This is a genomic window from Streptomyces sp. NPDC058864, from assembly GCF_042742985.1.
In the GTDB taxonomy this organism is placed as follows: Bacteria; Actinomycetota; Actinomycetes; order Streptomycetales; family Streptomycetaceae; genus Actinacidiphila.
In genome coordinates this window covers 50,019-74,222 of sequence record NZ_JBHYMQ010000024.1, presented here as the reverse complement: position 1 = coordinate 74,222, position 24,204 = coordinate 50,019, and the positions used below count along the sequence as shown (strand labels likewise).

The window sequence follows — 24,204 nt, the reverse complement described above, 5'->3', positions numbered from 1 at the left end:
CGAGATCGCCGCCTCTCCGGAGCGCCTGGTCGCGGAGGGCGGAGACGAGGCGTGACCGCGGGGCCCGTCGCGCGGCGGGGTGGCGGGGCGGTGAACGGACGGAGGCCGGGGAGCGGCGGGAGGGGGCTGGTGTCGCGCGGGCGTCACAGAAGGGCAACCGCCCCGTCCGCGGGGGCGGAACGGCCGGTGGGGGGTCGCATCATGGTGCCGGGGGAGGACGACAAGGGGGGTACGCGGCAGTGGAGTTCACGGTCGAGCGGACGCTCGGAAGACGTGGCAGGCGGTGGACGGCCTGGGGGCTCGTCGCCCTGACAGGCGCGGTCGTGTGGCTGCTCGGGTCCCGGAGCGGCGAACTCGCCGGCCCGGGCTGCGTGGGGGGCCTGGCCGTCGTCGCGGTCGGACGCGGGGTGAGGGACCTGCGCAGGGTGCGACGGCCGTTCCGGCTGCGGATCGACGGATTCGGGATCACGCTGCACGACGCCGAACTGTCCTGGGAGCAGATCGACGCGGCGGCCCTGTGGCACGAGTCCGCGGCGGACAGCGACACCGCGCCGCCCGAGCCGCGGCTGATGCTCTGGACGGCGCCGGGCGTGACGCTGCCGCGCCGGCAGGACCGGACCTGGGACGGCCGGAACCGCTACACCCTGGTGAACTGCGCGGATCTGGACCAGAGCGTCCCGCAGCTCACCGCCGCACTCGCCGAGCACGGCGGTGCCCGCTTCGAGACGGCGCCACGCGCCGTCCGGCCGCCCATCCCGGTGACCGTCGAGGGCCCCGAACTCGGTGTCCCCGGCGGGGAGCGGATCTTCACGGCCGACGAGGGCGCCGGCCGGCGGACGGCCGCCTGGACGGTGTCCGCGCTGGCGTGCACCGCGGTGTTCGCGTCGCTCACCCTGTACCTGTTCCTCCGTCCCGAGCAGATCGACTACGAAGCCGGGACCGGGATCCCCGTCACGGTGACGATGCTCGCGGCGCTCGTCTGCTGGATCCAGGTGCACTCCTCCTACGTCCGCTGGCGCAAGCCCCTGCGGCTGCGGATCGGGGCCACGGGCATCGGCATGCGCGAGGTGGCCGGTGAGGAGAGGTACTTCCGCTGGTCGCAGATCGCGACCGTCTCGGTCGGAGGGCAGTCGCACGGCCTCGACCCCCGCCCCTGCCTGACGGTGTGGCCGCTGCCGGGCACGCACACGCACGACCACCCCAGCCACCTGTCCGACGGCCACCGGGCCTACGTCCTGGACCGGCTCGACCGGTTGCCCGGGGGAGCGGCCGCGGTCGTGCCCGTGCTGCGGGCGTACGCGGGGGAGCGGTACGCCGGGACGGCGTGACCTCCGGCGGTCGGGACGGTCGCGTGGAAGGGGCGCCGGCCGCACGGCAAGCCCGCCCTTGCTTCACCTATCGAGTTTCGATAGATTCCCATCGTAACTCGATGTAAGGATGGGACATGGGAAAGCTGACAGTGTTGGCGCTGCGCGCCGTCCTCATGGTGCTGCTCGCCGGCACCGTGTTCATTCAGGCAGGGATGGTCTGGACGCTGGTGTCGGGCAACGACCCGGAGGACGGGTCGCTCCCGCTGACCTCGCTGCGCCTGGTGACGATCCTGGGCATGGTCTCGGTCCAGGTCGCCCTGGTCTGCGTATGGCGGCTGGTGACCATGGTGCGTCGCGGAACCGTGTTCTCCCACGCCGCCTTCCGCTACGTGGACATCGTGATCGGCGCGATCGTGGCGGCTTCCCTCGTGTGGTTCGCGGTCACGATCATCAATGCGCCGGGCCAGCGGGAGGACCCGGGCGTCACCGTCATCATGGGCGGGATCGGCCTGGCCATCCTGGGGGTCGCGCTCCTCGTGCTGGTGCTGCGGACGCTGCTCGCCCAGGCCGTCGCGCGCGACGTCGAAGCGACGCAGATGCAGGCCGAGCTGGACGGGGTGATCTGATGCCGATCGCCGTCGACATCGACGTGATGCTGGCCAGGCGGAAGATGTCCGTGGGCGAACTCGCGGACCGCGTCGGGATCACCCCCGCCAACCTGGCGGTCCTCAAGAACGGCCGGGCCAAGGCGGTGCGCTTCGCGACCCTCGCCGCGCTCTGCGAGGTGCTGGAGTGCCAGCCGGGCGACCTGCTGCGCTGGGAGGTGGAGGACGCCGTCGGCGGATGACGTGCGGGGCGGGCGGCGTGCCGCGCGGGGGTACGCGTTCCGGGCCGGAGTCAGCGAAGCCGACCGGGGTGCGGGGAGGTGGCACCGCCACTGCCGGCGGCGTGCCGTGCCGCCGGTTCCCCGGCGCTCCAGCTGGCGAGCAGCTTCCAGGCGTCCTGCGAGGCCTGGTCCTGCGCCGGCAGGTACAGGAACAGGGTCTGGTCGGTTTCGCCCGGCATCGTGAACGCCTGGTACTCGACGGTCAGGTCACCCACGACGGGATGGTGGTGACGCTTGTTCCCGTGGGTGCGGTCGAAGACCTTGTGGTCGGCCCACCACCGGCGGAAGTGCTCGCTCTTCACGGCCAGTTCGCCCACCAGTTCCGCGGTGCGCGTGTCCTCGGGATGTCGGCCGGCGTCCAGCCGCAAGGTGGCGGTCATCTCGGAGGCGACCTGCTCCCAGTCGGGGTAGAGGGAGCGGGCGGCCTCGTCCAGCAGGATCCAGCGGGTGAGGTTGCGCGCACGGACCGGCATGGCGTCGAAGTCGGCCAGCAGCGCACGGGCCAGGTGGTTGGTGGCCAGCACGTCGGTGCGGCGGCCCAGGACGAACGCGGCCTGGTCGACGAAGGAGTCGAGGAACCGCCGCATTCCGGGCCGGACGCGCTGGACGGCCGGTGCCGGGCGGCGGCGGGCCGCGCCGGGCCTGGGCCCGGCGAGGTCGAAGAGATGGGCGCGTTCGGCGGCGTCGAGCCGGAGTGCGGCGGCCACCGCATCGAGCACACCGGTCGAGGGGCTGATCTGCCGCCCCTGCTCCAGGCGCGTGTAGTAGTCCGTGCTCACCCCCGCGAGTTGGGCGACTTCCTCCCGGCGCAGCCCGGGCACCCGGCGGTACGCGCCCCGTTCGGGAAGCCCCGCCGATTCGGGGGTGATGCGGGCACGGGACTGGCGGAGGAACTCGCTGAGCTCGACGTTGCGGGCCATGCCTCCATTCTCGCTCGCGGTGTCGCGGGGCCGCCCCGGGGAAGGGGGGTCGCCCGGTCCTACGCAACCGATTCCCCGGCAGGCCAGGGCCGGAAAGCACCCCCCGCGGCGCCCTTCCCGGATGGTGTCCTGGATTGCGGAGGCCCACCGGACGGCAGGCACGGCGATCCAGCCCGGCCCATGTGCCCGGCCCTCCTCCGCCGCGCATCGGCGGCACCCCGGGAAGGCAGGCACAGGACCGCCATCGCCCTCCCGTGACTACGGAACGCAACGACACCAATGCACTGGGAGACATCGGACATGGCCAGCACCATTCACGCGTACGCCGCCCACGCACCCAAGTCCCCGCTGGAGCGCACGACCATCGAGCGTCGTGAGGTCGGCGAGCTCGACGTCCGGATCGACATCAAGTACTCCGGCATCTGCCACTCGGACATCCACCAGGTCGACGAGGGCTGGGGCGAGGCGATCTTCCCGATGGTCCCCGGCCACGAGATCGCGGGCCTGGTCTCCGAAGTCGGCCCGGGTGTCACGAAGTTCAAGGTCGGCGACCGGGTGGGCGTCGGCTGCATGGTCGACTCCTGCCGTACCTGCGACAACTGCAAGGCGGGCCTGGAGCAGTACTGCACGGGCAGCGGCATGATCTTCACGTACAACGCGGTCGGCAGGGACGGCGAGCCCACCTACGGCGGCTACTCCCAGGCGGTCGTCGTCGACGAGAACTACGTGGTGCGCATCCCCGACGGGCTCCCCCTGGACGTCGCCGCGCCCCTGCTGTGCGCCGGCATCACCACCTACTCCCCGCTCCGGCACCACGGCGCCGGCCCGGGCAAGAAGGTGGCGGTCCTGGGCCTGGGGGGCCTCGGCCACCTGGCCGTCAAGATCGCCCATGCGCTCGGCGCCGAGGTGACGGTGCTCTCGCAGTCCCTGCGCAAGAAGGACGACGGGCTGCGGCTGGGCGCCGACGACTACCGCGCCACCAGCGACCCGAAGACCTTCGACGAGTTGGAGGGCACCTTCGACCTCATCCTCTCCACCGTCTCCGCCCCGCTCGACTTCGGCGCCTACCTGAACCTCCTGAAGACCGACGGTGCCCTGGTCAACGTCGGGCTGCCCGAGGAGCCGATCTCCCTGGACCTCTTCTCCGTGATCACCGGTCGCCGGACCATCGCCGGATCCCTGATCGGCGGTATCGCGGAGACGCAGGAGATGCTGGACTTCTGCGCGGCGCACGGCTTCGGTGCGGAGATCGAGCTGATCCGCGCCGACCAGATCAACGAGGCGTTCAAGCGGATACTCGCCGGCGACGTCCGGTACCGATTCGTGATCGACGCGTCCACGATCTGACCGAACGGCGCTCCGTGAGCGCTGCCGACCGGGGGTGGGGGGCTCTCACGGGCGCCGAACGGCGGGAGATCACCCGAATGAGACGTCTTGCACGCGTGTAATCGGTAGCGCGAGGAGTCGATCATCCGGTAAGCAAGGCCGAGGCCCAGTCAAGGGGGCCGCCGGTGCACCACAGGGTGTACCGCAGCAGCAGCATGTGAGGGACGAACACAGTGGCATCTGGCGTCGTGAAGTGGTTCAACTCCGAGAAGGGCTTCGGCTTCATCGCACAGGACGGGGGCGGACCGGACGTGTTCGCCCACTACTCCAACATCTCCGGCAACGGCTACCGCGAGCTTGTTGAGGGCGAGCACGTCACGTTCGACGTGACGCAGGGGCAGAAGGGCCCGCAGGCGGAGAACATCGTCCGCGGCTGACGCCGCGGCGCAAAGGTGGCTCCGGCGTCGCATCCGGCGACGCCGGAGCCCTGCGGTCATTGAGGGGGCGGTACGCGATCGCGTACCGCCCCCGGGCCGTCGCGGCCCGTCGGCGACCCGCTCCGCGACGGCACCCGGCGCCCCAGGGCTCGATCCCGGAGCGCCCGGTCATCAGCCGACGTGGGGACGGGCGTCCTCCCAGGCACGCAGGTACCTCTTGATCGCGTCCCGGTTGCGCTGCAGCACGTCTATCCGGCGCTCGATGCTGCCGAGCTGCTGCCGCAGTCCGTCCAGATCCGCCGCCGCCGGGCACTCCGCCGTCTCCGGCCGCTCCTTTACGGCCTCGAGACAGGGCAGGACCTCGCGGATCATGTCCGTCGTCAGTCCGGCTTCGAGGAGCTCGCGGATCTGCAGCACGCGTTCGATGGCGGGCTCGCCGTAGCTGCGGTATCCGTTGGGGCTCCGGAACGGGGTCAGGATGCCGACCTCTTCGTAGTAGCGGAGCAGCCGGGCCGCGACTCCCGTCTTCTCGGCCAGTTCCCCGATCTTCACGTCGCTCTCCTTCGCCGGACGTCCGTGTTCACCCTTGACCTTCACATTAATGGCAAGGTTTAGCTTCGTGCACGGTCCTGGACCTGCCGAGGCGGGTCGGGCGGGACCGTGTCTACGAGAAGGCGGGATCAGCAGATGTCGACGGGTTCGGGAACGTACGCGGGCAAGCGGGGCGGTGGCGGTGGATGGACCGCGGACCGGATGGCCGCGCAGGACGGCCGCACCTTCGTCGTGACGGGGGCGACCAGCGGCCTCGGACTGGTGACGGCGCGCGAACTGGCGGCGCACGGCGCTCGGGTACTGCTCGCCGTCCGTGACGCGGCACGCGGAGAAGCGGTGGCGGCCACGCTGCGCGGGACGTACCCCGGCGCCGACGTGGAGGTGCGCCGGATCGATCTGCTGGACATGGACTCGATCCGCCGGGCGGCGGAGGAGATCGGGCATGAGGACGCCGTCGACGTGCTCGTCAACAACGCGGGCATCTCCATGGTCGGGCACTCCGTGACGCCACAGGGCGCGGAGCGCCACCTCGCCGCCAATCACCTCGGCCACTTCGCGCTCACGGCGCTGCTGGCACCTGCCCTGCGCCGGGCGCCCGCGCCGCGCGTCGTCACGGTGACCTCGTACCTGCACGAGAAGGGCGAGCTCGATCCGGACGACGCCGGGTGGTCGCGCACGTACACGCCCCTTGCCGCCTACTCGGCGTCCAAGCTGGCCAACGCGGTCTTCGGGGCGGAGCTCGCCCGGCGCGAGCAGTCCGCGCCGACGCCGATCACCAGCGTTCTCGCGCACCCCGGCTACAGCAAAACACCGATGCAGAGCAAGGGCACCGGGCTCATGGGGGTCGCCATGCGCGTCTCCGGCCGGCTCTTCGCGCAGAGTCCGGAGATGGGAGCCCTGCCCCAGCTCTTCGCGGCGACCGAGCCCGGTCTCCCCGGCGGCTCCTACATCGGCCCGGACGGCCGGGGCGGACGATCGGGACACCCCGTCCGTGTGGAGCTGTCGGCGGCAGCACGGGATCCGGAGCTCGGCCGGCGCCTGTGGGAGCGCTCGCAGCAGCTCACCGGCGTCCGCTGGCACACCGCCTAATGCCGCATCGGGCGACGTTTTCCCTGTGGGGGCGGTGGCCTCCGCCGCTGGCCTCGTGCCCGTTCCACGGGACTCGGGACGCCGCACCGGCAACCTCCACCGACCCAAACGCTACAGCCGCCGCCTGCGCAGGGTGTTCTACCTGTCCGCTCGGACCGGCATCATGCGCGAGGGACCGAACCGGGCTTCTGCCTCAAAAAGCGCGGCCAAGGACTCACGCACGTCCAAGCCATCTTCGCCCTCGCCCGACGACGAGTCGACGTCCCATGGGCACTCCTACGCGACAACAGGTTTCCGGAGAGCCGTCACGAAAGATCAAAGCCAAGTGCTTTGACGCGGTTTTGCGCAGCGTCCTCGGCGCCCCGCCGTGATTTACAGCTGAACGGAAGGATCAATCGCTCTTACCACGTGACCTTCTGCAGTCCCTCCTGTGCATTTCCAGACCGCGGTCTCATGGAAGTAACCCACATGCAGACCGAGGTCGTGCTCGCCGCAGACGGGCCAGGTCACGCGATGGTGGCTCATGACGAATTCCTGCACTCCATCCGCCACAGCACCCAGAACCTCTGCCGAATCGGGTGTGGAGACCTCCGCCGACTTGATGTGGACCACACCGACCGGTCCCAGGTCCGGGTCGCGCACGTAGTCGATGTAGCAGAAGTCGTCGCCGGTGGCCGCTTTCCCGGTGTCCTGCTCCGCCGACCTGGTGACCGTCTCGAAGGCCGATCTCGCCATGGAGAAGGTTCGCGCGGTCCAGGATTCACAGAACTCCGATTCCGGAATTTCTCCACGCTCGCCGTACAGCTCGGCCATCCACGTCAGTACCTCCTCGGGGAGCTGCTCCCCGTGTCGCCAGACCGCTCGCAGCATCCGGTCCTGCCAGTCCGAGAAATTCGACATAATCGCTGCCTTTCCGATGGCAATGAGACTCCAGCCCAAAGCCTCTCCACGCCGACCGTGTGGCCGCGTACTGGCCGTTCCGCTGATGTGGAGAGCGAGTAGCACAGACACCCGCGCGCAGCCGCTGCGCAGCCTGTATGGCCGCTGCTGACCGATCTGGCTATGGCTACCGATCAGAAGGTGCGGTACGGCGAAGGGCCTGGATTCCCGGGCCGCCTCTGGGCCGTCCGACGGCAGCCAACGACGACAGACGGCGACAGTCGCCGACGCCCTTTCCCCTGCTCAGGGGCGGTGCACCGAACACCGGCGCAGGTGCTCATCCCTGAACGTCAGGTGAGGTTGTCCTGAGCCCAACGGGCGATGCCGCCGAGCTTGGCGGCGGCCGTTGCGACGTCGCCGACCGCCGTGGCCTGTTCGGTCTGGCCGTCGAATCCTTCGAGTCCGGTCGCCTCCTCGACCACGCGTGCGACGCGGTACGCCTCCTCGACGATCGGCAATGCCGCCTCTCCGGGATAGCGGTAGGGGATCTCGATGTCGGCCGATTCCCCGGCGTAGTCCAGCTGGAGGTGGCCGGCGGGACCGTCCCGCCACAGGGTCAGGCTGTAGGGGTACTCCTGCGAGGTGACGGGTCCGACCTCCGCGGTGACGCGCTGAAGGATCCGCTCCCACGTGGTTCGCTGTGCCGTGGTCAGGCGCATGGGGGCCGGCTCGGCGTCGGGGTCGTACTCCGCGGCGCGGTCCTCCAGCGACTCCAGGAGGGTACGCCCGGGGCGGCGGCGGGTGAAGGTGATGTCGTAGGTCACCGTCCGCAGGGTAGAGCCCCGGACGCGGGAACCCCCAACTGCTTTCCACGCAGTGCATGGACACGACGAAGAGCGCCGAAGTGACGTCCGCCGGCGCGGACCGGGGTCCGAGAAGCCGGCCAACTCCCCCGTGGCTGCCCGGCCTTGGCCGTCAGCTGAGGCGGCGGGAGACTTGATTGCCGTGACAGTCATTCCTGTAGTGGTCGTGGCGCGGGACTGCGCACGGCGCTGCTCGACAAGCACCGGCGCTGGGAGCAGATGCTCGTCCCCGACGTCGCAAAACGGCTGCAGGGCTCCCACGACGGTGAGTTGGCGCAACTCCAGGCACGCGGACTGGTCGCGGCCGCCCTGAACTGCCTGGACGTCGCCGCCACCGCATGGACCGAAATCCATGGCGCACGGCCGCTGACGGACCTCGTCGACCACGTGTTCGCCGCTGTACGTCCCTGACGGCCTCGGCGTGTGCCTGCCGGCAGGGTCATCGCGAGCCCCGGGAAGGACGGGAGCGGGCGCACGGCCTTCCGGGAGCAGCCGTCTGAGACGGGTCGCACGCTCCCGGCACGGGCTCACGTCATCGTTCCGGCCGCGCCTCGGCGTGGGAGGTCTCCCGTTCGCCGGTGGACGAGGTGATGGACACCGGGCGGTTCTTCCGGTGGCCGAGGCGGGCAAGGCGTTTGCCCGGGTCGGGGAAGGTCGGGATGAGGTGCCGTCCCCAGGTCGTGTTGATCACGCCGGCGAAGGATCCGTACAGGGCGAGCGCCGCGGTGACGAGGCCGACGGCCCCGCCGGCCCGCCTCGCGGGGTCGGAGTCCACGAACTCGGCGATGGTCAGGACGGTGAGCGTCGTCGTCGCACCGGTGAAGATGGCGAGCAGCACGCCGTTGGTCCGCAGGGTGGCGACGGTCAGGTAGAACGCGATGACGGTCCAGGGAAGCGCGAACATCCCGGTGGCGAAGTGCGCTTGACCGGGCGGCAACGTGGGCTCGATGAAGTGGCCGTACACGGCGTAGGACATCCAGAACGCCCCGAAGGCGGAGAACGCCGTACCGCCGAAGGTTCCCCCCTGCTTGAGTTCGAAGATGCCGGCCACCAACTGGATGACGCCCCCGAACAGGAAGGCGGTCGGGAACACCGCGGCGACCAGTTCCGGCCGGACTCCCGCGTTGAACAGGCTGAGCATCAAGGTCGTCGCCCCGAAGGCGGCCAGACCCAGGGGAGCGGGGTCGGCGACGACGCGGGCGGGGGGCTCGGACATGACGACTCCTGTGTTGGCGACTTCGGCAGGATGGCACCGGAGATCGCGGAAGTGCGCCTGCTCCCTCGCGTGGCGCATCGCTCCAGACCTGATGGCCCAAAGGCGCTCGTGGGGACGGTCACGGCGGCCCGGGGCCCGGGTTCAGGCGGCGGATCCGCGGAGTCGTGGGCACCATGGAAAGCGGGGTGGGCCGAGTCGGCGCCCAGCGGACGGGAGGTCCCGAACATGCTCAGCCACCTGCCCGGCCAGGGGGTCTTCCGGTCGATCCTGCCGCAGGACGTCGACTGGCAGCCGTTTCCGGGGTTCCCGCCGGCGGCCCGTCTGGCCGTCATCGTGGGGACCCGTCCGAGCCGGCTCCCTATGTGGTCCGGGTCAAGCTGCCCTCCGGCGAGCGGCTGATGCCGCACCGGCATCATGAGGACCGGGTCTACACCGTCATCTCGGGCGTCTTCTACATCGGTCTCGGCGACACCTTCGACGAGCGGAAGCTCGAGGCGTACCCACCCGGGGCCGGCATCGTGCTGCCGGGCGGGACCTCCCACTTCCACTGGGCGAAGTCCGGCCAGTACGTCACGCAGGTCACGGCGATCGGTCCGATCTCCCTGGAGTACGTCGACCCCGGGGACGACCCGCGGGCCGCCTGAGGCGTCCTGCCCGGGCGCGGTGGCCGGACCGGCCCGTGCGGGCGGGCCCGGCGCGCCCCCGCCCGCCCCGCGGCCCGCCCGGAAAGGTTCACCGTGCGGGAGCCGACCGCCAGTCGGGCAGGTTCTCGAAGTGCACGTCGTAGCGGTCCTGCTCGGGAAGCAGCGAAGCGAACTCCGCCTCGCCGCGGCTGATGGCGGCGAGCTGTTCGAAGTAGCCGAACCGCTCGATGCCGGGACTGAGGACCACCACCACGTCGGCCACCTCACCCTCCGCCGCCCCGAAGACGTGCGGCAGGCCCGGCGGAACGACGACGAGCCCGCCCTTTCCCACCGTCGTGAGCGTGTCGCCGAGACGGAAGAGCATCGTCCCGTCCAGCAGGTAGAAGAGCTCGTGGGAGAGCTTGTGGTGGTGCGGGGGCGCGCCGTCGGCCCCGGCGGCGAGGGTGAGCCGGCTGGCGCTCACCGCGCCCCCGTCGGCGAGCAGCTCGAACGCGCCGTCCGTGAGCGACGCCCCGGCCGCCTCACCGGGTTGTACGACCAGCGCAGAGGGCTTGGCATTCATGGTGACTCCTTCGATCGGACAATTGGTTTCCGGGGTCCTGGACGGGACGACGGCCTGGCCCACGTTGATCCGGTGGGCGAATCCACCGCTCCTGCCTGCCCGTGGCCGGCGTACGCCGGGAGCTCGGGTCGCTCACCCCGGGGGCGTACCCGTCGCGCGTGCCATTGCCGCGAGGCGCGCGAACTGCTCACCCATGCCCCTTGTTCCGTCCAACGGCGTCCGGGCGTGCGGCCACACGGTCTTCGCGAGGGCGACGTGACGGGCACCGCCGAGAATGACGACGGGGTCGAGGGCGGTGATCCGCAGGTTCGCTGCCTGGGTGCGGAGAAGTGCGGCGGTCACCGCGGCGGCATGCCCGTGCGGGGTGTTGTAGGGATCGATCTCCTCGTCGAGGTCCAGCAGTCCGTAGCGGGCGGAGAGGATCAGCAGCCGGTCGGGCTGCAGGGCCTCGGCGGCCCGCCGGCACGCCCGGTGATAGCTGCCGATGTACATGTCGGCGGCCCTGGCCCGGTGGTCCAGCTTGCGAACGCCGCAGGGGATGACGGCCAGTTCGGGTCGGAAGCCGTCGGTGTGATGCGTCGAGGACATGTGCGGTCCGTTCGTCTTCGGCTTGGGTCGTGAGGTGGAACGCGCCTGAGGGCGACGCCCGTCGCGGCATCGAAGGACATGGGGCCCTCACATGTGGACGTGGGCGCGAAAGAGATAGGTGACCGGTCGTATAGTCACGGCATGGGACACACCAGTGACGCCGGAGAGAGGATCCTGCGCGCTGCCCACTCGCTGTTCGACCAGCGCGGCTACTCGGCACCGGGGCTGGCGGAGATCTGCAGGACGGCCGGAGTGCCCAGGGGGAGTTTCCACTACTTCTTCCCCTCCAAGGAGGCACTCGCGCTGAGCGTCGTCGACGAGCACTGGGCCACGCAACGGCGCACCTGGCTCCGCCTTCTCGATTCCGGCGCGGAGCCCCTGACCCGGCTGCGGAGCCTGTGCGAGGCCGCGGGCGTGCAACAGCGTGACGGGCAACGGGATTGCGGCACCGTCTCGGGCTGCATGTTCGCCAATCTCACGGCGGAGGCGGGCGGACGCCCGGAAGCCGTCCGTGAACGTCTGCGGGAGATCTACGAAGCGCAGGTGGGCATGGTCGAGTCGGTTGTCACCGAGGCCCGGCGGCGGGGTGAGGTGACCGTCGCGGACCCGCGTGAGGCCGCCAGGGCCGTGCTGGCCCAGTTGGAGGGCCGGGTCCTGTTGGCCAAGCTGTACGACGACGCGGCGCGGCTCGGCCCGCTGTGGGCGAACTGCCTTGCGCTGCTGGGCGCTCACCGCTCGCAGGCATCCACGGCACCGGACCCCGGGCGCGCGATGCCGGCATGAAGACGGGGGGTACGACTGGGAGGTTCTGCCTACCAGCAGGGAGTGAGCAGGTCGTGGCATCCCCGTGTGAAGCGGGCGCACGATGAGAGGTGGAAAGCCGGGGAGCGGCGACGCTGCCGAGGCGGCCGTGCGATCCCCGCTTGTGCCGGCCGGCGTTCCCGGGGCCCGTGTGCCTGAGGGGACTCCGGAGGCGAGCCGCGCCTGCCGAGGTCGGCGCGGCGCATGACCGGGAGGTGCCCCATGTTGCACAAGCGCCCCGGAGCGGGTCCGCTCACGGTGAGGGTGTTCGTCTTCCCGGGGGTGCGCCTGCTCGATGTGACGGGTCCCATCGAGGTCTTCGCGTCGGCGAACGAATGGGGCGGACCGTACCGGGTGCAGGTCGTCTCCGAGGACGGGGCGGATGTGGTCACCGCCGCCGGGACGCGACTGAGCGCCGACCTGTCCGTCGACGACGTACGTGACTCCAGCGACGTTCTTGTGATCCCGGGCGGCCCGGAGTGGGAGACCCTGACCAAGGACGACGCGCTGCTGGACGCCGTACGGGGACTGAGCGCGAAGGCCCGTTGCACGGCGTCGGTCTGCACGGGAGCCTTCCTGCTGGCCGCGGCCGGGCTCCTGGACGGCCGGCGGGCGGCGACCCACTGGCGGCAGACGCGTGAACTGGGCCTGCGCTACCCGTCGGTGCGCGTCGAGCCGGACGCCATCTTCGTGCGCGACGGCGAGATGATGACCTCCGCCGGGGTCACCGCCGGGATCGACCTGTCCCTCGCCCTCGTCGAGGAGCACTACGGGGCGGAGGTCGCCCGGGCGGTGGCCAAGGACATGGTCGTCTTCATGCAACGACCGGGTGGCCAGTCGCAGTTCAGCGCCCGCTCGCGGCTTCCGCACCCGCGCCAGGAGATGCTCCGCGAGGTGCTGGACTCGGTCGCGGAGAACCCCGGGGGCAACCACTCGCTGTCGGCGATGGCCCGCAGGGCGGGCGTCAGCGTGCGGCACGTCACGCGGCTCTTCTACGACGAGGTGGGTACGAGTCCCGGCCGGTACGTGGAGCAGGTCAGGCTGGAGGCGGCGCAGGCGATGCTCGAGACCGGTGACGACCCCATGGCCGTCGTGGCACGGCGCACGGGATTCGGCTCGCCCGAGTCGCTCCGCAGGGCGTTCGTACGCCACCTGGGCGTGACACCGGCCGCGTTCCGGGCCAGTTTCCGGACGACCGGCCTGGGCGCCGGGGACCTCCCCGGGGCCGGGGCGCCCTGACGACACGTCGCTCCTCATGCCTCGGTGCGGATGGCGCCCCCGTCAGGCGTGCACGCTGCCGCCGGTCCCTGACGCCCGTCCGTCATGCGGCGACGGGGCCGGTGGATGCGGGCCGATCGGGAGACGCCCCCGGTTGCCGAGGAAGCGCCGCGCGTGATCTCGGAGCCGGCCACCGTGCCATCGCGCACACCGGTGGCCCCGCGGCCCTGCGCCTGTCGTGGACGAACGTCCACGGGATCGGCGCCCTGCGCATCGGCGGAGCTCCGCTGCCCCCACCGGCGCCGGATGACAGGTGTGCGCCTGGATGCTGTGCCCCCCCGGCCTCCCCCTCCAGCCCCCCGGTCGCCACCGCCACGGTCGTCGCCCTCCTCGCCGCCGGCACGCTGCCGTACGCCGTGAAGGGGCCGAGATCCTGACCGTCCACCCGTCAACCGGGCCGGACGAGGAACAGGGCCCGTCGAGGAACGGGAGGGCGGAACCGGCCGGATTCGAACCGGCGTCCTCGTGGTTTTGGAGACCACACGCGACTGCCTCTGCGCTACGGCTCCGCCCCGGTGCGACAGGCTAGACCAGATGCGTCCCCGGGTGACCGGCCGACCCCGGTGGCCCGGGCGGGGAACGGCACGGGCGGACCCGATGCGACGCACACCCCTGGGGGACGGCCCAGGGGTGTGCGTCGTCGTGCGGAGCGGTCAGCGGAAGGCCGACTCCACGAGCTCCTTCTGCTCGGCGGCGTGCCGCCGGGCGGAGCCCACCGCGGGTGCCGACGCGGGCGGCCGGCTGACGCACTCCAGGGGGCGGCCGGTCAGTTGCTCCACGTGCGGCTCCACGAAGGACCACGCGCCCTGGTTCCCGGCCTCCTCCTGCACCCACCGCACCTCGGTGTCACGGGGGAAACGGGCCAGCTCCGCGGCGAGTTCCTCCTCCGGGAACGGATACAGGCGCTCCAGCCGGACGATCGCCGTGTCCCGCAGGCCGGCGTTCCGCCGGTACGCGTCGAGGTCGTGGAAGACCTTGCCCGAGCACAGCAGCACGCGCCGGACCCCGGCACCGTCGGCGTCCCCGTCGGACAGGACCGGACGGAAGGAGCCCGTGGTGAACTCCGTCAGCCCGGAGGTGGCCTCCTTCAGCCGCAGCATCGACTTGGGAGTGAACACGACCAGCGGCCTTCTGCGTTCGCCGAGCGCCTGCTGCCTGAGCAGGTGGAAGTAGTTGCCGGGCACCGTCGGGACGGCGACCGTCATGTTCCCCTGCGCGCACAGCTGGAGGAACCGCTCGATCCTGCCCGAGGAGTGGTCCGGCCCCTGCCCCTCCAGACCGTGGGGCAGCAGCAGCGTCACCCCTGAGCGCTCGCCCCATTTCTGTTCGGACGACGCGATGTACTCGTCGACGACGCTCTGCGCGCCGTTGGCGAAGTCGCCGAACTGGGCCTCCCACAGCACCAGCGCGTCGGGGCGCTCCAGCGAGTAGCCGTACTCGAAGGCCAGTACCGCCATTTCGGACAGCGTCGAGTCGTAGGGGGAGAAGTCCGCGGTGCCGGGACCGAGGCCGTTCAGCGGGGTGTGCTCCGCGCCGGTGCGCCGGTCGGTGAGCACCGCGTGCCGCTGCCCGAACGTCCCGCGACGGGAGTCCTGTCCGGACAGCCGCACGGGCACCCCCTCCATCAGCAGGGAGCCGATCGCCAGGGTTTCGGCCGTGGCCCAGTCGATCGCGCCCGCATCCGGCATCGTGGTGCGCCTGCGGAGCTGCGGCAGCACGCGCGGGTGGACGGTGAAGCCCGGGGGATGGGCCGTCTGGGAGGCGATGACGTGCCGGGCGGTCGCCTCCGCGATGGCGGTCCGCACGAGAGGAGGTGCGTCGTCCTGGGGGACCGCGGGCGCGACGGGCTTCGGGGAGCCGGGCTCCGGCAGGGACCGCGTCTCGGCGAAGGCCGCCTCCAGCCGCTCCCGGTAGTCCCGCAGGGCGCCCTCCACCTGCCGCTCGTCGATGTCGCCCCGCTCCACCAGGGCCCGGGCGTACAGCTTGCGCACGGAGGGACGGGCGTCGATGCGGTCGTACATGCCCGGCTGGGTGATGGACGGGTCGTCGACCTCGCTGTGCCCGTGGCGCCGGTAGCAGACCAGGTCGATGACGACGTCCTTGTGGAACGCCTGGCGGTAGTCGAAGGCCAGGCGGGCGATCCGGACGACCGCCTCGGGGTCGTCCGCGTTGACGCGGAAGATCGGGGCCTCGACCGACCGCGCCACGGCGGTGGCGTAGGTGCCGGAACGGCCGCTTGCGGGCGCGGTCGTGAAACCGAGCTGGTTGTCGATGACGACGTGCACCGTCCCGCCGGTGCGGTAGCCGGGCAGCTGCGACATGTTCAGCGTCTCGGAGACCACCCCTTGCCCGGCGAACGCGGCGTCCCCGTGGACGACGACCGGCAGGACGGAGAAGGCTTCGGCGCCCTCGCCGTCGACCAGGTCCTGCTTGGCACGCACGACCCCTTCGGCGACCGGCCCGACGATCTCCAGGTGCGAGGGGTTCGCCACGACGGAGACGGCGATGGTGCCACCGTCCAGCGCACGGTAGGTCCCTTCGGCGCCGAGGTGGTACTTCACATCGCCGGACCCCTGGGCGGACAGGATGTCCACCGCGTCGTCGAACTCCCGGAAGACGTCCCGGTACGACTTGCCGATGATGTTGGCCAGCACGTTGAGCCGGCCCCGGTGAGCCATCCCGATGACCGCCTCGCGCACCCCCTGCCCGATGCAGCGCAGCAGCAGGGCGTCGAGCAGCACGATCGCCGACTCGCCGCCCTCGAGCGAGTACCGCTTCTGGCCCACGTACTTGGTCTGCAGGAACGTCTCGAAGGCCTCCGCCGCGCCCAGCCGGTAGAGCACCTGCAACTGGTCGGCCCGGTCCAGCCGCGGCGAAGGCGCCTCGATCCGCTCCTGGACCCAGCGGCGCTCCTCGAAGGCCTGGATGTGCATGTACTCGGCGCCCACCGTCCCGCAGTAGGCGCCACGCAGGACGTCCAGCACATCGCGCAGGGCCATCGTGGCGCGCCCGGCGAAGCCGTCGACGACGAACTCCGCGTCCAGGTCCGCCTGGCTCAGTCCGAAGGCCGTGATGTCGAGCTCCGGGTGCCCGGCCACCGGTCCGGCGGCGAGCGGGTCGGTGTCGGCCACCAGATGCCCGCGCACCCGGTACGCGTGGATCAGGGCGGCCACGCGGACGGCCTTGACCGCGGTCTCCCGCGCGCTGCCGTCGGGGGCCGGTGTGCCCCTGCGCGCCTGCAGGGCCGCCGTGGAGGACGGGGACGCGGGGGAGGCGGGGGAGACCGGGGAGGTGGGGGAGACGAAGAAGTCCCTCCAGCTCTCGTCGACCGATCCGGGGTCCTGCAGGTACCGCTCGTACTGTTCGTCCACGAGCCATTCGTTGAGGCCGAATTCCGGTGCGTGCAGTGCGGGCTCTTCGGCGCTTGATGTCGACGCCACTGGGTGGATCGCCTTCTTTCCTCATTCGGGACAGCCGATGGCGGGCGCGGTCGCGACGACCTCGCCGTCCGGCGCATCGCTCCCGGCGGGGGAGCGTCCCCTCCGCGTGCCGGAGGGGGCAGCGCACCGCTGACCGTGTGGCACCTTCGACGCTAGGCCGGTGCAGGGCCGGAGCGGAGGGCGGGACATGCCGCGCAAACGGCACATCAGGACTTCCCGCCGCGGTGTCCGCCGCCCCTGCCCCGGACGCCGGCTCGGCGCAAGAGGCCGAGGTCCTGATGTGAGGGCGTCGTGGCACACGCTGTGATGCGGCGGGAGCCTGGCGTCACCGTAACGTCGTAGGGCCAACGAGCCGACGGCTTCGGCCGCGGTCCGTGAGCTGTCGGGCCAGGGTGCCGGTCTGCCGATTGCCGGCGGCGATTCCCGATCCGAGGAAAGAAGCGTTCTCCGCCGTGACACCCGACCCCAGCGACACCCGGTCCCTCCTGCCCCCGAGGGACACGGGACCCCGGCACGCCACCCATGTACGGCACCGGCCGCCGGCGAGAACCGGGACGCGGCGCCCGCACCTGGGCCCCAGCTGGTTCGCCGCCGTCATGGGCACCGGGATCGTCGCCAACGCCGCGGCGACGCTGCCGCGCAGCTCACCGTGGCTGCGCGACGCGGCCACCGTGGTCTGGGCGGGGGCCGCGCTGCTCCTGGTCCTCCTCGCCGCCGCCTACGTCCGGCAGCGGGCGCTGCGCTCGCACGCGACCGATCCGACGCAGGCGCAGTTCCTCGGCGCCCTGCCGATGGCCCTGCTGACGGTCGGCGCCGGGACGCTGCTGCTCGGGGGGCGGGTGCTCGGGGAGCGGGCGGCCCTGACCGCCGACTGGGTGCTGTGGTCGCTGGGCACCGTACTCGGCCTCGCGACGGCCTGCGCGGTGCCCTACCTGATGGTCACCCGGCATCGCTTCGCCCCGGACGCCGCGTTCGGCGCCTGGCTGCTGCCGGTGGTGCCGCCGCTGGTCTCCGCCGCGACGGGCGCGCTGCTCGTCCCGCACGCTCCCGCCGGCCAGCCGCGGCTCGCCCTGCTGCTCGGCTGCTACGCGATGCTCGGGCTCGGCCTGGTGGCGGTCCTGCTGGTGCTGGCGATGGTCTACAGCCGTCTGGTCCACCACGAGGCACCCACGGGGGCCGTGGTGCCCACGGTGTGGATCGGCCTGGGCGCGGTCGACCAGGCAGTGACGGCGATGGGCACCCTGGCGACGGCGGCGCCGAGCGCGCTGCCCGCGTCGTACGCGCGGGGTGCGGCGGCGTTCGCGCTGCTGGGCGGAATCGGGCTGTGGGGCTTCGCGATGCTGTGGCTGGTCCTCGCCGCGGCGCTCACCGTACGGCAGCTGCGTACGGGACTGCCGTTCGCACCCAGCTGGTGGTCCTTCATCTTCCCGCTGGGCGCGTGCGTCACCGGGACCGGTGTCCTCGCGACCCGCACCGGGTCCCAGCTCTTCGTCTGGACCGCCGTCGCGCTCTACGTCCTGCTCGTCGCCGCCTGGGCGGTGGTGACGTGGCGTTCGCTGAGCCACGCCGCGGGACACCTCGGCCGGCGGCGGGCCCGGACGTGAAAAGGGCCCGGGGAGCCGCCGGCCATGCGCGGATCCCCGGGCCCGGCCAGGTCAGGAGCCCGTGGCGTGACGCAGGGCGCGGGGGTTGATCGTCGCGCTCTGCAACTGCGGGTGATGGGGGTCCTGCACGCCGGCGTCGGTGATGTAGAGGGTGGTGCCGCGCACCGCGGTGGCGGTCGGCGAGGCGAGGCCGTCCGCCGCGGTCAGCACGGTCGTCCTGGTGCCGTCCGGGTGGACCACCTCGACGTGGTTCGCGGCGTTGACAGCGGCCAGCACCACGTCGGAACGCTCGCCGAGGAAGGCGAAGTCGTCGATGCCGAACGCGCCTTCGGTCACCCGGTGGACGGGGCCGGCGGTGCCGGAGCGGGTGACCGGCACCCGCATGAGCGTGCCCGCACTGAAGTTCGACACCCACACGGCGCCGTTGTGGAAGCGCAGCCCGTTGGCACCGAACGCCTCGGCGTCCGGGACGGGAGCGAGGGCCTGGTCGGTGAGCCAGGGGTGCGCCCTCCCGCCGGCGGCGGGTACGGCCCAGATCGTGCTCTTGTGGCTGTCCGCGACGTAGAGGGTGCGCCCGCTGGGGTCGATCGCCAACCCGTTGGGCAGGGCGTCGGCGGGCAGCGCGGCGATGCGGCGGGGGGTGCGGCTGTTCGGGGGCAGCGCCCAGACGCCGGAGCGCGAGGCGTCGGCGGACCAGAGGTTGTAGTAGACCGTCCCGTCGCCGCCGAGGGTGTTGCCGGTGAACGTATCGCCCAGGACGCCCGTCGCCAGCACCGTCCGGTGCGTGCCGGAGGCGCTGAACCGCACCAGCTCCGGGGGCTTGCCGGCGAAACTTCCCAGCATCGAGACGGTCAGCGAGCCGTCCGGGCCGACGGTGAGGTTCTCCGGCGCGTCGCCGGTGGAGAAGTCGAACGCCGCCACGGTCCTGACGTCGGTGACGGCGGGTTCGGTGTGCGTGAGCGGGGTGGTGGCCGATGCGTAGGGGGCTGCCACAAGAACAGCGGCTGCAGCGGCGAGCGCCGCTGACAGATGAGAACGCCGGATCATCGAATCTCTCGTCTTCGTCTTCGTGTGTGTCCGGACAGGCGGCGGCTCCCTGCGCGAGTGCGCTGCGCCGGGCCGCTGCCTGATCGATGAGGCGGCCGTGTTCCCCCGTTCCTCGCGGCCGTCGGGCGGGTGCGGGATCGGCTTCGTCGGCGATCGCTCCGCTGCGCCGGGCTGCCGGGTGTACGGGGGCGGCCGGTGGGAGGAAGCCTTCCGCGACGACCCCGGCGGTGACAGGCCGCGCCGTGCCGGGGAGCGGCGTTCCGGGGTGCGGCACGGCCTGGCACGGACCGGCGGTGTCGGCTGGGCTGCCGTGGATGCTCGCCCTCGCCGGGCATTCATTTGTCGGCAAAACAAGCTACTTGAGCGTATAGGTCTCACCGTGTTCTCATTGCTTCACCGGTCAAGCATCGTTTGTGGGGACGACGCTCGACCGGGCCTGGGGACGCGGCCTCGCGGTGCTGAAGCCCACCGCGAGGCCGCGCGTGACCGCTCGGGGCACGAAGGGAGAGCGCCATGAGCGCCGATGCGGCGGACGCCCCCATGCGCGACGTCCTGGCCCGGTGGAAAGCCGCCTTCGACGGCCGCCGACTGCATGTCATGGCCGAGCTGTTCACGCCTGACGCCCTGCTCCAGGGTTCCGGGCCCGCGGTCACGTTCGGCCGCAGGGCGCTTCGCGGCTGCCACGAGCACGTTCCCGGGCACCGCACGGTCCACGTGGGGAACGTCCAGGGCTACCGGATGGGCGACCATGTCGCCGGTGGCTTCGCGGAAGTGGTCTTCCGTGAGCCGTCGGGGTGGGAGGCACCGGCGCACCTCTCGCTGGCCCTCCAGCGCGAGGGCGGCAGTTGGCGCATCAGCGCGCTCGTCGGCCGTCAGCCGAGCGGCCCGGCGAGTCCGACGACGCTGCCCTCGGGGTAGCGGACGTGGCGGAGCCGGTGGACGCCCACGACCACGCCGGAACCGGGGCGCACCGAATCGACGTCGATCTCCGGAACGACCCCAGTGCGTATGCCGAGACGACAAGACGGAGACCGCAGCGTGCCCACCGCCGAGAACCCTGCCCCGCCCACCCCTCCGGCCCAGGTGAACGACTACGACAGCTTCGCCGAGTCGTACGCGGCCCAGAACGAGACCAGCCTCCAGAACGCCGGCATCGAGCGGCCCGCGATGCTGTCCCTCGCCGGGGACGTGGCCGGCCGCCGGATCCTCGACGCCGGCTGCGGCGCCGGCCCGCTGCTCGCCGCGCTGCGCGATCGGGGTGCCCTGGTCACCGGCGTCGACTCCAGCGCCGGGATGCTGGAGCTCGCGCGGCGCCGGCTGGGCGCGGAGGCGGACCTGCGGGTGGCCGACCTGGGCGACCCGCTGCCGTTCGCCGACGGTGCGTTCGACATCGTCGTCGCGTCACTGGTGCTGCACTACCTGGAGGACTGGGGGCCGACGCTGTCCGAGATGCGGCGAGTGCTCGGGCCCGGCGGCAAGCTGATCGCGTCGGTCCAGCACCCCTTCGTGGACTACGTGATCCAGGATCCGCGGCCCAACTACTTCGAGACCACCGACTACACGGACGACTGGGCCGAACTGGTGGGGCAGCCGGCGCCGATGAGATTCTGGCGCAGGTCGCTGCAGGCGATGACGGGCTCCTTCACCGCGGCCGGATTCCGGCTGGCCGTCATCAGCGAGCCCCAAGTCGATCCGGCCGCCCGCGAACTGTACCCCGACGAGTTCCGCAACCCCACGCTGAGCTTCATGCTCTTCGCCCTGGAGGTGCCCCCGGAGCCGGCCACCGGCTCGGCCGCGTCCTGATCGGGGGCCCGGTCGAGGACCGATCCGGTGAGTCGTTTCCTGGCGACGCCCAGGCCGTGCGGGCCGCCGCCGACCGGGTGAGAACCGGCCCGGGCGGCGCGGACGTCCCGGCACCCGCGCACGGAGTCCGGGCAGAAGAAGGTGCGGGTGTCGGCGATCGAGCCGGGCATCGTCGGGACGGGCCTGCGGAGCCACGTCACCGTCACCGGCACCGGCACCGGTGTCCGGGACTGGCCGGCGGGCTCCACGGAGACGACGCAGTGGTCGACGGCGGAGGACATCGCCCGCATCGTGGGCTTCCTCGCCTTCCGGCCGGCACGCGTCAACCTCCGGCAGGACACGATCATGCCCACCGGTGAGGCCGGCTGAGCACGCCCGCGGCACCGCGATTGCTTGACTAATCAAGCACTCTGCTACCGTGGGGTGCGACGCCAACGGAGGGAAAGGCCATGGCAGCCGCAGGACTCGAGTCATCGGGCACGGCGCGCGGAGCGGCAGGCCCCCTGCGCAGGCTCACGATCGACGAGCTGCGGCAGCGCAGGGGCGTCAAGTGGCGCTACCACCCGCAGGACGTCCTGCCGCTGTGGATAGCCGACATGGACGCGACCCCCGCCCCCGCCGTCGTGGACGCGGTGACCCTGGCCTTCGAACGCGGGGACACCGGCTACCCGCCCTTCGACGCGACGATGGCAGAGGCCTGGGACCAGTTCGCCTCGAAGCGCTGGGGATGGCGCGTGGCGACCGAGCGGACGCTGGTCGTCCCTTCCACGCTCGCGGGCATCGCCGAGACGCTCAAGGTGACGACGGCGCCCGGCGACGTGGTCGTCGTCAACTCCCCGGGGTACGGGCCCCACCGGTACATCGCCGAGGGACTGGGCCGCCGCGTCGTGGAGGCCCCGCTGGGGCCGGACCACCGCGTCGACCTCGACGCGCTGCGCGCCGCGTTCGGCCGGACGGTCGACGGCGGCCGCCCCACCGTCTTCCTGCTGTGCAGTCCCCACAACCCGACCGGAACGGTCCACACCGCGCAGGAGCTGTCCGCGGTGGCGGTACTGGCGCGGCAGTCCGGGGTGCGCGTCGTCTCGAACGAGATCCACGCGCCGCTCGTGCTCGCCGGGGCGCGCCATGTGCCGTACCTCTCGGTCCCCGGCGCGGAGGACGCCGTCGCTGTCCACTCCGCATCCAAGGGATGGCACCTGTCCGGCTTCCGTGCCGGGATGCTCACCTGGGGACAGGAGGCGGACGACGCCCTGCGGCGCATCCCCCTGAGCGTCGCCCACGAGGTGAGCGGCATCGGCGTCATCGCCCAGACCGCCGCCCTGCGGCTCGGCGACGGCTGGCTCGACGCACTTCTCGCCGACCTCGACGACAACCGCCGCCTCCTCGGCGATCTGCTCGAACTGCACCTTCCCGGCGTCCGGTACCACCGGCCCGAGGGGACGTACCTGGCGTGGCTGGACTGCCGCGCCATCGGTCCGGGCGACGATCCCGCGGCCGCCTTCCTGGAACGCGGCAGGGTCGCCCTCTCCCCGGGGCTCGAGTTCGGCGCGGGAGGCGCGGGGCACGTACGCCTCAACTTCGCCACGTCGCCGGAGATCCTCAGCGAGGCCGTCCGCCGGATGGGGACCCTCGCCTGACCCCGAGGCCCGGCACGACGACGCGCGACGTCCCGCCGGCCCCGCGCCGGTGGGAATGCCTGCCGGGCCGGGTCGCACGACACCGCCGTTCGATGGGAACCACTTTGCTCAACTCCACTGCCATACACGCCGGTTCGATGTTCGACGGCTTCACCCGGTCAGGGCCCGCCACGGTGCACGTCAGAGGCGACCGCATCGTCCGCGTGGACCGCACCGGCGCGCTGCCCGCCGACGGCACCCCGGTCGTCGACCTCGGCCCGGGGGCATGCCTGCTGCCCGGCCTCATCGACACCCACACCCACCTCGCCTTCGACGCGAGCGCCGACCCCGTGACCTCCCTGGCCGCGACGAGCGACGCGGACCTGCTGGCGCAGATGCGGGCCGCGGCCCGGGCCGCACTGCGGGCCGGCATCACCACCATCCGCGACCTCGGCGACCGCGACTACCTCTCGCTGGCCCTCGTCGAGGAACTGGCCGAGGCCCCGGAGCAGGGGCCCGAGATCCTGGCCGCGGGCCCCCCGCTGACCACACCGGGCGGGCACTGCCACTTCTTCGGCGGCGAGGTCGAGGGCATCGACGCACTGCGCGCCGCGGTGCGCGAGCGCCACGCCCGCGGCTGCGCGGTCGTCAAGATCATGGCCAGCGGCGGCAACATGACGCCCGGTTCCGTGCCCCCGCACGCCTCCCAGTACGGCCTGGCGGAACTGCGCGCGGTCGTGGAGGAGGCGCACCGGCTCGGGCTGCCGGTCGCCGCCCACGCCCATGGGGTCCAGTCCATCAAGGACGCCCTCGACGCGGGCGTCGACAGCCTGGAGCACGTCACCTTCCTCGATGCCGACGGTGCCACGTACGACGTGGGTCTCGCCGAGGCCATCGTGGACAGTGGCACCTTCGCCAGCCTCACCCTGGGCATGGCACCCGGCGTGGCGATCGACCCGCCCAAGGCCCTGGCCGCGCACGTGCAGACCATCCTGCGCACCTTCGGCGACCTGCACGCCGCGGGCGCCAACGTGGTCATCGGCTCGGACGCGGGAATCGGGCTCGCGAAGCCCCACGACGTCCTCCCGCACGGGGTCGGCGACCTCGTCCGCCTGGGCGCGTCCCCCGTCGACGCGCTGATCTGCGTCACCAGCCACGCGGCACGGCTGTGCCGTGTGGAGGGCCGCAAGGGACGGATCAGCGCCGGCGCCGACGCGGACCTGCTCGCCGTCAACGGCGATCCCGTCGAGGATCCCGCGGCCCTGCTGGACGTGCGGGCCGTCTTCCGGGCCGGCGTCCGGGTGCGCTGACCGCCGCCGGACGCCCGTGCGTCCGAGCCCCGA

Annotated in this window: 25 protein-coding genes, 1 tRNA gene and 1 pseudogene; 17 read left to right on the top strand and 10 right to left on the bottom strand. The window is 72.0% G+C overall.

The window, feature by feature from the left end; translation table 11 throughout:
• The first annotated feature begins 239 nt into the window (after positions 1-239).
• From ACFW3D_RS20145 to ACFW3D_RS20135, 3 genes are all read left to right on the top strand, one after another.
• Positions 240-1,328, top strand: a complete 1,089-nt coding sequence (locus tag ACFW3D_RS20145; protein ID WP_500505574.1) for a hypothetical protein — start codon at positions 240-242, stop codon at positions 1,326-1,328.
• 116 nt (positions 1,329-1,444) lie between these two features.
• A complete protein-coding gene (locus tag ACFW3D_RS20140) occupies positions 1,445-1,936 on the top strand; it encodes a DUF2975 domain-containing protein (protein WP_500505573.1) in 492 nt (163 codons plus the stop codon).
• Positions 1,936-2,157, top strand: coding sequence for a helix-turn-helix domain-containing protein (locus ACFW3D_RS20135; protein WP_500505572.1), 222 nt, complete (start codon positions 1,936-1,938; stop codon positions 2,155-2,157). The genes ACFW3D_RS20140 and ACFW3D_RS20135 overlap by 1 nt, the downstream gene beginning before the upstream one ends.
• 50 nt (positions 2,158-2,207) lie before the next feature.
• Here the strand turns inward: ACFW3D_RS20135 and ACFW3D_RS20130 are convergent, their stop codons facing one another.
• Positions 2,208-3,116, bottom strand: a complete 909-nt coding sequence (locus tag ACFW3D_RS20130; RefSeq protein WP_500505571.1) for a helix-turn-helix transcriptional regulator — start codon at positions 3,114-3,116, stop codon at positions 2,208-2,210.
• A gap of 300 nt (positions 3,117-3,416) precedes the next feature.
• Between ACFW3D_RS20130 and ACFW3D_RS20125 the strand changes: the two genes are divergently transcribed.
• Both ACFW3D_RS20125 and ACFW3D_RS20120 read left to right on the top strand, forming a co-directional pair.
• Positions 3,417-4,463 carry an NAD(P)-dependent alcohol dehydrogenase gene (locus ACFW3D_RS20125; RefSeq protein ID WP_500505570.1) on the top strand — a complete coding sequence of 349 codons (1,047 nt, stop codon included), beginning with the start codon at positions 3,417-3,419 and terminating at the stop codon, positions 4,461-4,463.
• 212 nt (positions 4,464-4,675) lie between these two features.
• Positions 4,676-4,879, top strand: coding sequence for a cold-shock protein (locus tag ACFW3D_RS20120; protein WP_319133361.1), 204 nt, complete (start codon positions 4,676-4,678; stop codon positions 4,877-4,879).
• Positions 4,880-5,050: 171 nt separating this feature from the next.
• Here the strand turns inward: ACFW3D_RS20120 and ACFW3D_RS20115 are convergent, their stop codons facing one another.
• Positions 5,051-5,431, bottom strand: a complete 381-nt coding sequence (locus ACFW3D_RS20115) for a MerR family transcriptional regulator (RefSeq protein ID WP_500505569.1) — start codon at positions 5,429-5,431, stop codon at positions 5,051-5,053.
• Between the two features lie 135 nt (positions 5,432-5,566).
• Here ACFW3D_RS20115 and ACFW3D_RS20110 point away from each other — a divergent pair, with 135 nt between their 5' ends.
• Both ACFW3D_RS20110 and ACFW3D_RS20105 read left to right on the top strand, forming a co-directional pair.
• The gene (locus ACFW3D_RS20110) at positions 5,567-6,520 is read left to right on the top strand and encodes an oxidoreductase (RefSeq protein WP_500505568.1); all 954 of its coding nucleotides are present in this window, start codon (positions 5,567-5,569) and stop codon (positions 6,518-6,520) included.
• A 28-nt stretch (positions 6,521-6,548) separates the two neighbouring features.
• Positions 6,549-6,811, top strand: a pseudogene (locus tag ACFW3D_RS20105) (transposase); the annotation flags it as partial.
• Positions 6,812-6,892: 81 nt separating this feature from the next.
• Here the strand turns inward: ACFW3D_RS20105 and ACFW3D_RS20100 are convergent.
• Both ACFW3D_RS20100 and ACFW3D_RS20095 read right to left on the bottom strand, forming a co-directional pair.
• Positions 6,893-7,333: a hypothetical protein gene (locus ACFW3D_RS20100; RefSeq protein ID WP_500505606.1), complete on the bottom strand. Its 441-nt coding sequence runs from the start codon at positions 7,331-7,333 to the stop codon at positions 6,893-6,895.
• A gap of 416 nt (positions 7,334-7,749) precedes the next feature.
• Positions 7,750-8,223 (bottom strand): hypothetical protein, encoded by a 474-nt coding sequence (locus ACFW3D_RS20095; RefSeq protein WP_500505567.1) that lies wholly within the window; start codon positions 8,221-8,223, stop codon positions 7,750-7,752.
• 258 nt (positions 8,224-8,481) lie between these two features.
• Between ACFW3D_RS20095 and ACFW3D_RS20090 the strand changes: the two genes are divergently transcribed.
• The gene (locus tag ACFW3D_RS20090; protein ID WP_500505566.1) at positions 8,482-8,673 is read left to right on the top strand and encodes a hypothetical protein; all 192 of its coding nucleotides are present in this window, start codon (positions 8,482-8,484) and stop codon (positions 8,671-8,673) included.
• Between the two features lie 121 nt (positions 8,674-8,794).
• Here ACFW3D_RS20090 and ACFW3D_RS20085 read toward each other — a convergent pair whose 3' ends face one another.
• Positions 8,795-9,478, bottom strand: coding sequence for an acetate uptake transporter (locus ACFW3D_RS20085; protein WP_500505565.1), 684 nt, complete (start codon positions 9,476-9,478; stop codon positions 8,795-8,797).
• A gap of 362 nt (positions 9,479-9,840) precedes the next feature.
• Between ACFW3D_RS20085 and ACFW3D_RS20080 the strand changes: the two genes are divergently transcribed.
• Positions 9,841-10,122 (top strand): cupin domain-containing protein, encoded by a 282-nt coding sequence (locus tag ACFW3D_RS20080; RefSeq protein WP_500505564.1) that lies wholly within the window; start codon positions 9,841-9,843, stop codon positions 10,120-10,122.
• Between the two features lie 88 nt (positions 10,123-10,210).
• On the opposite strand, the gene ACFW3D_RS20075 is transcribed toward ACFW3D_RS20080, so the two are convergent.
• Both ACFW3D_RS20075 and ACFW3D_RS20070 read right to left on the bottom strand, forming a co-directional pair.
• Positions 10,211-10,684: a cupin domain-containing protein gene (locus ACFW3D_RS20075; RefSeq protein WP_500505562.1), complete on the bottom strand. Its 474-nt coding sequence runs from the start codon at positions 10,682-10,684 to the stop codon at positions 10,211-10,213.
• A 132-nt stretch (positions 10,685-10,816) separates the two neighbouring features.
• Entirely contained in the window at positions 10,817-11,272 is a 456-nt protein-coding gene (locus ACFW3D_RS20070; RefSeq protein WP_500505561.1) for a DUF6884 domain-containing protein, read from the bottom strand.
• 141 nt (positions 11,273-11,413) lie between these two features.
• Between ACFW3D_RS20070 and ACFW3D_RS20065 the strand changes: the two genes are divergently transcribed.
• Positions 11,414-12,055: a TetR family transcriptional regulator C-terminal domain-containing protein gene (locus ACFW3D_RS20065; RefSeq protein WP_500505559.1), complete on the top strand. Its 642-nt coding sequence runs from the start codon at positions 11,414-11,416 to the stop codon at positions 12,053-12,055.
• A 240-nt stretch (positions 12,056-12,295) separates the two neighbouring features.
• The gene (locus ACFW3D_RS20060) at positions 12,296-13,312 is read left to right on the top strand and encodes a GlxA family transcriptional regulator (RefSeq protein ID WP_500505557.1); all 1,017 of its coding nucleotides are present in this window, start codon (positions 12,296-12,298) and stop codon (positions 13,310-13,312) included.
• Between the two features lie 473 nt (positions 13,313-13,785).
• Here ACFW3D_RS20060 and ACFW3D_RS20055 read toward each other — a convergent pair.
• A tRNA-Trp gene (locus ACFW3D_RS20055) sits at positions 13,786-13,860 on the bottom strand.
• Positions 13,861-14,004: 144 nt separating this feature from the next.
• On the bottom strand, positions 14,005-16,791 hold the full coding sequence (locus tag ACFW3D_RS20050; protein ID WP_500505556.1) for a multifunctional oxoglutarate decarboxylase/oxoglutarate dehydrogenase thiamine pyrophosphate-binding subunit/dihydrolipoyllysine-residue succinyltransferase subunit: 2,787 nt from the start codon (positions 16,789-16,791) through the stop codon (positions 14,005-14,007).
• 452 nt (positions 16,792-17,243) lie between these two features.
• Between ACFW3D_RS20050 and ACFW3D_RS20045 the strand changes: the two genes are divergently transcribed.
• Positions 17,244-18,395, top strand: coding sequence for a TDT family transporter (locus ACFW3D_RS20045; RefSeq protein ID WP_500505555.1), 1,152 nt, complete (start codon positions 17,244-17,246; stop codon positions 18,393-18,395).
• A gap of 51 nt (positions 18,396-18,446) precedes the next feature.
• Here ACFW3D_RS20045 and ACFW3D_RS20040 read toward each other — a convergent pair whose 3' ends face one another.
• Positions 18,447-19,388, bottom strand: a complete 942-nt coding sequence (locus tag ACFW3D_RS20040) for an NHL repeat-containing protein (RefSeq protein ID WP_500505554.1) — start codon at positions 19,386-19,388, stop codon at positions 18,447-18,449.
• A 567-nt stretch (positions 19,389-19,955) separates the two neighbouring features.
• Between ACFW3D_RS20040 and ACFW3D_RS20035 the strand changes: the two genes are divergently transcribed.
• From ACFW3D_RS20035 to ACFW3D_RS20015, 5 genes are all read left to right on the top strand, one after another.
• Positions 19,956-20,360 (top strand): nuclear transport factor 2 family protein, encoded by a 405-nt coding sequence (locus tag ACFW3D_RS20035; RefSeq protein ID WP_500505553.1) that lies wholly within the window; start codon positions 19,956-19,958, stop codon positions 20,358-20,360.
• 90 nt (positions 20,361-20,450) lie between these two features.
• A complete protein-coding gene (locus tag ACFW3D_RS20030; protein WP_500505552.1) occupies positions 20,451-21,245 on the top strand; it encodes a class I SAM-dependent methyltransferase in 795 nt (264 codons plus the stop codon).
• A 147-nt stretch (positions 21,246-21,392) separates the two neighbouring features.
• Positions 21,393-21,614: a hypothetical protein gene (locus ACFW3D_RS20025; protein ID WP_500505551.1), complete on the top strand. Its 222-nt coding sequence runs from the start codon at positions 21,393-21,395 to the stop codon at positions 21,612-21,614.
• An 80-nt stretch (positions 21,615-21,694) separates the two neighbouring features.
• Positions 21,695-22,882 (top strand): MalY/PatB family protein, encoded by a 1,188-nt coding sequence (locus tag ACFW3D_RS20020; RefSeq protein ID WP_500505550.1) that lies wholly within the window; start codon positions 21,695-21,697, stop codon positions 22,880-22,882.
• A gap of 92 nt (positions 22,883-22,974) precedes the next feature.
• Complete coding sequence (locus ACFW3D_RS20015; RefSeq protein ID WP_500505549.1) at positions 22,975-24,171, top strand: metal-dependent hydrolase family protein; 1,197 nt, start codon at positions 22,975-22,977, stop codon at positions 24,169-24,171.
• The last annotated feature ends 33 nt before the right edge of the window (positions 24,172-24,204 follow it).

Coding starts and splice junctions, on each gene's coding strand:
- ACFW3D_RS20060 (WP_500505557.1), top strand. CDS start 12,296: ATGTTGCACAAGCGCCCCGGAGCGGGTCCGCTCACGGTGAGGGTGTTC.
- ACFW3D_RS20030 (WP_500505552.1), top strand. CDS start 20,451: ATGCCGAGACGACAAGACGGAGACCGCAGCGTGCCCACCGCCGAGAAC.
- ACFW3D_RS20100 (WP_500505606.1), bottom strand. CDS start 7,333: ATGGCCGAGCTGTACGGCGAGCGTGGAGAAATTCCGGAATCGGAGTTC.
- ACFW3D_RS20035 (WP_500505553.1), top strand. CDS start 19,956: ATGAGCGCCGATGCGGCGGACGCCCCCATGCGCGACGTCCTGGCCCGG.
- ACFW3D_RS20015 (WP_500505549.1), top strand. CDS start 22,975: ATGGGAACCACTTTGCTCAACTCCACTGCCATACACGCCGGTTCGATG.
- ACFW3D_RS20090 (WP_500505566.1), top strand. CDS start 8,482: ATGCTCGTCCCCGACGTCGCAAAACGGCTGCAGGGCTCCCACGACGGT.
- ACFW3D_RS20075 (WP_500505562.1), bottom strand. CDS start 10,684: ATGAATGCCAAGCCCTCTGCGCTGGTCGTACAACCCGGTGAGGCGGCC.
- ACFW3D_RS20110 (WP_500505568.1), top strand. CDS start 5,567: ATGTCGACGGGTTCGGGAACGTACGCGGGCAAGCGGGGCGGTGGCGGT.
- ACFW3D_RS20085 (WP_500505565.1), bottom strand. CDS start 9,478: ATGTCCGAGCCCCCCGCCCGCGTCGTCGCCGACCCCGCTCCCCTGGGT.
- ACFW3D_RS20125 (WP_500505570.1), top strand. CDS start 3,417: ATGGCCAGCACCATTCACGCGTACGCCGCCCACGCACCCAAGTCCCCG.
- ACFW3D_RS20140 (WP_500505573.1), top strand. CDS start 1,445: ATGGGAAAGCTGACAGTGTTGGCGCTGCGCGCCGTCCTCATGGTGCTG.
- ACFW3D_RS20065 (WP_500505559.1), top strand. CDS start 11,414: ATGGGACACACCAGTGACGCCGGAGAGAGGATCCTGCGCGCTGCCCAC.
- ACFW3D_RS20135 (WP_500505572.1), top strand. CDS start 1,936: ATGCCGATCGCCGTCGACATCGACGTGATGCTGGCCAGGCGGAAGATG.
- ACFW3D_RS20070 (WP_500505561.1), bottom strand. CDS start 11,272: ATGTCCTCGACGCATCACACCGACGGCTTCCGACCCGAACTGGCCGTC.
- ACFW3D_RS20130 (WP_500505571.1), bottom strand. CDS start 3,116: ATGGCCCGCAACGTCGAGCTCAGCGAGTTCCTCCGCCAGTCCCGTGCC.
- ACFW3D_RS20020 (WP_500505550.1), top strand. CDS start 21,695: ATGGCAGCCGCAGGACTCGAGTCATCGGGCACGGCGCGCGGAGCGGCA.